Source organism: Psychromonas hadalis ATCC BAA-638 (assembly GCF_000420245.1).
Classification (GTDB): domain Bacteria; phylum Pseudomonadota; class Gammaproteobacteria; order Enterobacterales; family Psychromonadaceae; genus Psychromonas; species Psychromonas hadalis.
This window is the reverse complement of sequence record NZ_ATUO01000164.1, coordinates 1-7,569: the sequence shown is the minus strand read 5'-3', so window position 1 is coordinate 7,569 and position 7,569 is coordinate 1. Positions and strand designations below refer to the sequence as shown.

Genomic DNA, 7,569 nt, shown 5'->3' with positions numbered 1-7,569 from the left:
ATTTCATTTTCTTCTTGAACTGCGATAAGCTCTTGCTTGTATTTTTTAACCGCTTTAACCGCTTTAACCGCTTTAGCAGGCTCCATTGCAATCACTGCATTATCCAAGAATATCTTTTTCCAATTCTGAAGATTTTTAGGTGTGATGTTATTTTTACTGGCAATTTCAGCTATTTTTTTTTCATTTTCCAATAACTCAAGCACAAGCCGACTTTTAAATTCAGCTGAATATGTTGTTCTTTTTTTGCTCATTACAATTCTCCTATTTGGGTTGATATTATCTCAAATAGGAATAAGGATATTAATTTTATAGTTTAAATTTCTTTGGGCATTATACAAGTTAGTACGGAGATTTTAGAGTTAATGTCATTACGAATAGAAGATTATTTTTATGTTCTAAATTTTTCGTCTTGACAACGAGTGAGCGTCCATATAGGTCCTGTTCTTGCTTTGTCTTAATTAAAGGTTAAAAGAGAACGTAACAATCAATCAGCATGATCCATCAATCATTGTCTTACTCCCTTTTATTCTTTAGTTTTGCGCACTGACTCCCATCAAATGCGGTACTTTTTTCACGTTCTTGAAACCTGCTGCTTGCAGTCGTTTTATCACGCCGTCAACAAAACTGCTTCCTTTTCTTACCACATGTGGATTTCCGGTGTAATGAAAAAGTCGTCCATTACGACGTAATATACGAAAAATCTGGCGGTAAAACTCTTCGCTATAAAGCTCCCCCGCAAGAGAAAAACGTGGTGGATCGTGAATAACAGCATCGAAGGACATAGCTTGCATGGTTTTAATCAACTCAAAGCTACTACCTTGACGTTGCTCTATGCCTGATTTTTTTAAATCTTGTGACCAAGGGTTTTGTGCACGTAACCCCATCACTTGAGGACTAAGTTCGATGGTAAGCACCTCGCTTGCGCCTAATCGATGGGCCGCAATAGCCGCGTAACCCAAACCGCCACAGCAATCCAGAACTTTATCACCCTTACGCACCGCCTGTTGGGCCATTGCTGATGCACTCACAAAGGGATCCGTTCCCTTGGATATATGCATTTTTACACCACTAATTTCTAGCAGTGGTGAGCCATTTGTCGGCACAAGTTTGTAGTAGCCAGAACTACGGTCTTCAAGCGCTTCCATATCTCCATCGCTACAAAGATATATTCTTTGTGTTTTTTTTACGATTTTTTTGAGTTCGGTAACGGAAAGTCGATTATCGTCATCGAGTACTAGGCTTTTGTCACTTAAGGTAAAGTCCTGCTGTGAAATATTCAAATCAGCCGATAGCTTAACGCTAGATTGTCCATTGGCTATAGCCTCCAGTGCTTGGAGGGCATTTGTGGAGTGAAGGTAGTAATCGGGCATATTGTTGGTCTAACTAGTGAAAAATAATAACGTTACTATACACCATCGGTGTTGCGGGGATAAATTAAATAATCGGTTACCCGATGTCTTAAATAATGGTTAGTCATCATATCGATTCTGAAGTGGTTGAGTGAATCTGGACATTAACGTAGAGATAAAAATATTATTTAATAAAAAAGTGGGGATGAAAATAGGCGGAAAAGGGGACATTCAAAGGTTTAAATCATTTACTTGTTGATTTAATTTACAACCATTAAGTAATTCTCCCACTTTTCCCTTATTAATCTATTAATAGCGTAAATAGTCAGCCCATCGGACTCGCTAACGAGACCTTTCGTCTCAGGCTTTGCACCCTGATCATATTGTGCTTTACTGACAAATATCTTTAGTAAAATAATTATAAGGACTTTATTTTATGAGCGCACCCAGTTGGGACCTTAGTATCGCTTACAAAAACCTAGACGATACAAAAATAAACGCTGATATCAACAGCATTGAATTGACCATTAAGCAGTTAAATAGCACATCCAATGACACTATTGCTGATTTGCAAAATGCACTAATTTTATTGCAAAAAAGTACTGTGACGTTGGCGACCATCAGCAGTTATGCAAGCTGTCGCAGCGCCGTTGATGCACAGAACCCAGACGCTAAAAACTTAGCGGTACGCATGGATAAACTTGGTGCAACCTTGATGCAAAGCTTTAGCCCTTACCAAGATAAAATTATCAACCTTGAAAGCCAACAATTTGTTACCTTGATTGAGGGTAATGAAGAAACGGGCTCACTGAGCAGTTTTCAATTTAAGCTTGAGCAAGATAGAGCCTTAAAAAATCAACGTTTAAGTGTGCCAGAAGAGCAATTATTAACGGCCATGAATGTGGATGGGCGTAACGCATGGGGACGTTTATATAATAACCTCACGGGTGCTTTAGACGTCACTATCACACTCAGTGATGGTCGCCAAGAAACCATGGGCCTCGCGACCGCCGCTAGCCTGTTATATGGTAGTGATGAAACACGCAGAGAGCCCGCTTGGCAAGCGATTAGCGCGCTGATGAAAACCCATCAACAAAGCATTGCCGCGATTTTAAATGCACTTGCAGGTAGTCGTTTAAGTGAATATGAGAAACGTAGCCATACACAGAAAGTACACTTTTTAGATGCCTCTTTGCATAACAGCCGTATTGAGAAATCAACCCTGGATGCCTTAATGCAAGTGGCTTATCAAAATCGCGCCGTGGGACAAAAAGCGGGATTATTAATGGCAAAATTGTTTAACTCGGATACCTTAAATCCATGGGATGAGCTTGCCGCTATGCCAGCCATTGCCGGGGAGGAGGCGAGCCATTATAGCTTCGATGAAGCGATCACCATTATTCGTGATGCCTTTGCAGGCATCGACGAAGAGATGGGTGAGTTTGTGGATATGATGGTCGAGAAAAAACTGATTGATGCTGCCCCACAGAAGAACAAACGCTTGGGCGCATTTTGTTCAAAATTTGCCGATACACGCACGCCACTGGTCTTTATGACTTGGGGTAACAGCATGTCTGACCTGCTAACACTTGCCCATGAACTCGGTCATGCATTCCATAACTGGGTGCTTAAAGATTTACCCATAGCGCAAAGTCATTATCCGATGACCCTCGCTGAAACCGCTTCTATTTTTGCTGAGAATGTAGTGCGTGATGCATTAATGGAAAAAGCTAAATCGGATCAGGATAAACGCATGATGTTATGGGAGGAAGCACAGTCTTCTCTGGCACTGACTATCAATATTCCTGTTCGTTTTGACTTTGAAAAAGCGTTTTATGAACAGCGTAGCGAAGGTGAATTAACACCTGAGCAACTCAGTGAGTTAATGGATAAAACCTGGTCTGATTGGTATGGTAGCAGCTCAGCGCAAAGTAATGAGATGTTTTGGGCCAGTAAATTGCACTTTAGCATCGCTTCAGTGAGTTTTTATAACTACCCTTATCTATTTGGTTACCTGTTTAGCATTGGTGTTTATGCGCAGCGCGAAGCCAAAGGTGCCCATTTTTATGAAGACTATAAAGCCTTATTACGTGATACCGGGCGTATGAGTGCGGAGCAATTGGTTGAAAAACATCTTGGCTTGGATATTCGCCATCCGCAGTTCTGGCAACAGAGTTTAGATCGTGTTGATCAACAGTTAGAAAAGTTTGCGTTGTTGATTTCATAGGTTAAAAAATAAAGGAGCCGGTTAGTGACCGGACCCTTTATTAAAGAGAGGAGCAAAAAAAGGTTAATAACCTATTTTTTTTTCGCCATCACTTCTTCTAGCGTGAGGCCGGTTAGGTCACGAATGGTGCGCCACAAATAATAAAAAACACCCAGTAACATCAACATAGACGGCAGTGCAATCATTGGATAACTATATAATGTTAATTGACCCAGCTGTTCATTAAATTCAGAAGTGCCCGCAGGACTAGTCACCAGCCATTTGGCCAGTATGTAATTCATGGTTGCTGAAAACACAAAAGAGCATACAACAAGATAGGTCGCTTTCAATAAACGTTTTTCAAATGCGTCGGTACTATTATGTGTTGCTAATCTTTGATTTATCTTTTCTATGTCTATCACTTCGGGGTTAAACAGTAAGGTTTTTACTAAAGGGTAGGGCGTAAACGTAGAAATTAAAACACCCAGACCTATTAGCGCAGGAATAGCGGCTTCTTTAATCGCTAACCATTTGTTGTCTAGCTCAAACAAGCCTATGCCACCGGTCAGTAATACACTGAGCAACCCCAATAAAGCGATAAAATTAAACTTTCTGTATTTTATTAACTCAAAAATTCCCCAAGCAAGTGGAAAGGCCAGCGCAGCGATCAGGCCTCCGGTCGCCCCGAGATCGTTTTCACCACTTAATTTCATTAGTATAAATGACGGGAGAACGATGCTGACAAGTAAGTCAATGATCGGGCGGGGCTTATGTGTCGATGTACTCTTCATGATGTTTACTTCTTTAATTACAAATTTAATAGTAAGGGTTATAGCGAATTATCTTCAATAATACAATAGGCTGATAGCGTGCGATAAAGCAGGATATTTTATATCAAATTCATTGAATCTACCATAACCATTGGAAAGTCTATTATCGTTACGATTGTCTTTATTCATTCGGTAATGTACCTATTTTTAATTAGTATGAATAAATCAGTACATTATTTAAACAGTGCCATCAATAAAGAGAGACAAGTTGCCAGTATTACTCAATACCGGATAACCTTAAAGGGTAGGAAAAAAGCTCTGCATGAAGGTAATGTGGTCGGCTGAAAAGAATAAAATCTAGGAATTTCCTGCAAAACTAAAGTTCATCAATGCAGTTTTGAATACTGATACCTTTCAAGAAACACTGCTTTATTTGTTGTTCTTGGTTGTCTGATAAAATAAACGGAATTTTTTGGTTAATATGAGCGAAGTGGCGAATAATACGTCGACGGTAAATAGCTAAGCGATTAAGCTGCATTATTACACCAGAGCCTGCAAATATAATACAAGCACAAACAATATAAAAAATCAGCATCATCTTTTCCTTTTTACATCATGTTCATTGTTATAAGTATAGCTTCGTTATTTTTTATACCTAGAAACGAAAAAAATAGCTTAATTCTGAAAGCTAAGCGGATTCTTCAAATGTGGTCGGCTAATCACTAAAATCTCCGATCAAAAATTACGGTCTGATGTTGTTGAGATATTGTTTCATCAAAAAATGCATCCAAGTATTTTGTTCAAAGGTGTTGATAGTCAAACTGATGCTATTTATCCCGCATTGATATTAAGAGGCCATAATATTTTCTATAAATACCAATTACAAAGCTGTTCTCAATATTTAAAAGACGCATTATTGACAAAGTGTTTGTTGAGTGAGTTAATGCATAATAATGAGATGTGCTATAAAGATAGCTATCGATCTGTACATCAACTCATTGAGCAAAAACTATCGAGTATTTCAGTTTAATCACTTAGTGACGACCAAATAACTAATGCACCTTTGGGTGCTTTTTTTTGCTACAAATAAAATGGTATTGATAATAAAATGCTGTTTTTATTTCTATTATTTTCAAGTGTCAAAATTTTTTTGGGCACCAGATGGTCACCGTTTGGTCACCAATTATGATTTTTCTATTATTGATGTTGTTTTACACCCCAAATTATCCCTTAAATTATTGTATTTTAGTGCGACTTTATTGGAAATTTTACTGTGTATATTTTTAATGTCTGTCGATAATTATTAAAAATTGTATTTTTATAAGAGCCATTTTTAGAAGGAGGAATGCGTTGCTATTCGTTCCCATTATTGGAAAAATAGGCTGAAAACGAAATTGAAAGGGCTGTAGAAAAGAGATATAAATTTTAGGCTAATAGGAATGCGATCAGATCTGAAGTTGTTGTTAATGCGTTTTGCTTTAATGACTGTGTAAGTTTTCTTATTTTAGAAGTTTGAAACAGGGGAAATGAAAAAGCCTTGATAATTTACTTAATTATCAAGGCTTTAAATGTGGTCGGTGATAAAGGATTCGAACCTTTGACCCCCTGGTCCCAAACCAGGTGCGCTACCAAGCTGCGCTAATCACCGAGATTGTTCTGTTAAGAACTAAGTTTAAATGGTGCGGAAGGAGAGACTTGAACTCTCACATCCTAAAATACTAGAACCTAAATCTAGCGCGTCTACCAATTCCGCCACTCCCGCAACTACTTAAACTTTTACTGCTTTATCTTTAAAAGAATGGGGCGAATGACGGGGATTGAACCCGCGACAACCGGAATCACAATCCGGGGCTCTACCAACTGAGCTACATCCGCCACTAATCTTTTAAAAATGGTACGCCCTACAGGATTCGAACCTGTGGCCCACGCCTTAGAAGGGCGTTGCTCTATCCAGCTGAGCTAAGGGCGCACTAGCTTACTTTTAAAATTGTTGCTAAGCAACGAGGCGAGATATTACTGAGTTAGGCTATTGCCGTCAAATGTTATTTGGTGTTTATTGACTGTATGCGTAATAAATAATCGCTTTGGCGATGTTTACGTGAAATTGTAATCTGTTTCTCTTAAAAATGGACGCGAGACGTGTGGTTTGAGCATAGTAATGATTGTTACTTCAAGATGCATTGCTGATTTTGCATCTGAAATATCATGGATATATAGGTACATTTTTAATACATCCGTTATCACAATACCTTAGCCAAAGTGAGAGATGATTTATTTTGGCTCTGTTCCATAACAATATTGCTGGTTTTATTGTTTAATCTAACACCTTGTAAATGTTGAGATTACGTTAATTTGCTTTATCCATAACTCTTTGTAATTTAAGTGGTTGTCGTGGCGACAACAGCAAAATGGAACAGAGACTTTATTTTGTAGCAAAAACAAGTGAGCAGTTGGTAAAATATGTAATTCTGACAAACATGCTTAAGAACAACGGCTCATACTGAAATTATTACAATTTTTACGTGCTTACATCCATTACTTTGCTCGAAAACCTATAAACAACTTTTTATTATTTGCCAAGCAATGTTAGCAATGACTGGGCGTATCACAATGTTAAGCATTAGTCGCTGGACTGAAAAAGGGGGAAGTTACCGCACTTTACAGAGGTTCTTTGAGACTAAAATTAATTGGATTGAGCTTAATTGGGCTATTACCAAGCATTTTGGTCTTGATTTTAACTCTGTAATTTTACTGGGATGGGGGAAGTCAAGTCCGAGCTGTAACTTGTTGTATTTTAATGTCTTTGGTGGTTTTGGGTTGAGTTGGCACTAGATGTGGTACTAGTTAAAATAAAAGTCATAACAAAAATAATAGCTTTGTTGCTATTTAGATAATAGGTAGAGGTGTTGAAAATTCCGACTATTGATAGGAACAAACAAGAATAATTTATTGTTAAATGTGAATAAACGCCATTCATTTGGGCTAACCATAAATAATTGGCTCTGTTGTAGAACACTGTTGTCACCCATAGGCAGCGACTAATATTTCTTGTTTATTGAGCTTCGCGTTGCTTTCCCTAAACCAAGCAAGATAATTCGATAAATACTTTGTTGCTACGCCTTTCATTTTTCCGTTAACCCAACCCTTAAAATGCGCTATTGCACCGTTCACGGTCTGGATGTGGTAAACCTTATCTATTACTCTCACTTTACCGTTTATTAGTCGCTTATGGTCACAATTTGTT

The 7,569-nt window shown here is 38.2% G+C and carries 6 protein-coding genes, 4 tRNA genes and 1 pseudogene; 2 read left to right on the top strand and 9 right to left on the bottom strand.

All coding sequences use genetic code 11. From position 1 onward, the window contains the following. Together G322_RS0115795 and G322_RS0115790 are read right to left on the bottom strand one after the other, a co-directional pair. Positions 1–251, bottom strand: a 251-nt coding sequence (locus tag G322_RS0115795) for a transposase (RefSeq protein WP_022942698.1), incomplete at its 3' end; no start/stop codon positions are given. Positions 252–530: 279 nt separating this feature from the next. Continuing rightward, positions 531–1,280 carry a class I SAM-dependent methyltransferase gene (locus G322_RS0115790; RefSeq protein ID WP_245542334.1) on the bottom strand — a complete coding sequence of 250 codons (750 nt, stop codon included), beginning with the start codon at positions 1,278–1,280 and terminating at the stop codon, positions 531–533. Between the two features lie 505 nt (positions 1,281–1,785). Here G322_RS0115790 and G322_RS0115785 point away from each other — a divergent pair. Further along, the gene (locus tag G322_RS0115785) at positions 1,786–3,576 is read left to right on the top strand and encodes a M3 family oligoendopeptidase (RefSeq protein ID WP_022942696.1); all 1,791 of its coding nucleotides are present in this window, start codon (positions 1,786–1,788) and stop codon (positions 3,574–3,576) included. A gap of 71 nt (positions 3,577–3,647) precedes the next feature. On the opposite strand, the gene G322_RS0115780 is transcribed toward G322_RS0115785, so the two are convergent. From G322_RS0115780 to G322_RS0115750, 6 genes are all read right to left on the bottom strand, one after another. Beyond that, positions 3,648–4,346: a VC0807 family protein gene (locus G322_RS0115780; protein ID WP_022942695.1), complete on the bottom strand. Its 699-nt coding sequence runs from the start codon at positions 4,344–4,346 to the stop codon at positions 3,648–3,650. A 355-nt stretch (positions 4,347–4,701) separates the two neighbouring features. Continuing rightward, a complete protein-coding gene (locus G322_RS0115775; protein WP_156873980.1) occupies positions 4,702–4,923 on the bottom strand; it encodes a hypothetical protein in 222 nt (73 codons plus the stop codon). A 973-nt stretch (positions 4,924–5,896) separates the two neighbouring features. After that, positions 5,897–5,973, bottom strand: a tRNA-Pro gene (locus tag G322_RS0115765). A 29-nt stretch (positions 5,974–6,002) separates the two neighbouring features. Continuing rightward, positions 6,003–6,087: transfer RNA gene (locus G322_RS0115760), tRNA-Leu, on the bottom strand. Positions 6,088–6,124: 37 nt separating this feature from the next. Beyond that, a tRNA-His gene (locus tag G322_RS0115755) sits at positions 6,125–6,200 on the bottom strand. 17 nt (positions 6,201–6,217) lie between these two features. Further along, positions 6,218–6,294: transfer RNA gene (locus tag G322_RS0115750), tRNA-Arg, on the bottom strand. Between the two features lie 536 nt (positions 6,295–6,830). On the opposite strand from G322_RS0115750, the gene G322_RS0115745 reads away from it, so the two are divergent. Beyond that, positions 6,831–7,157, top strand: a complete 327-nt coding sequence (locus G322_RS0115745; protein ID WP_084683765.1) for a transposase — start codon at positions 6,831–6,833, stop codon at positions 7,155–7,157. 189 nt (positions 7,158–7,346) lie between these two features. Here the strand turns inward: G322_RS0115745 and G322_RS21075 are convergent. Beyond that, a pseudogene (locus G322_RS21075) lies at positions 7,347–7,569 on the bottom strand (IS1595 family transposase); the annotation flags it as partial.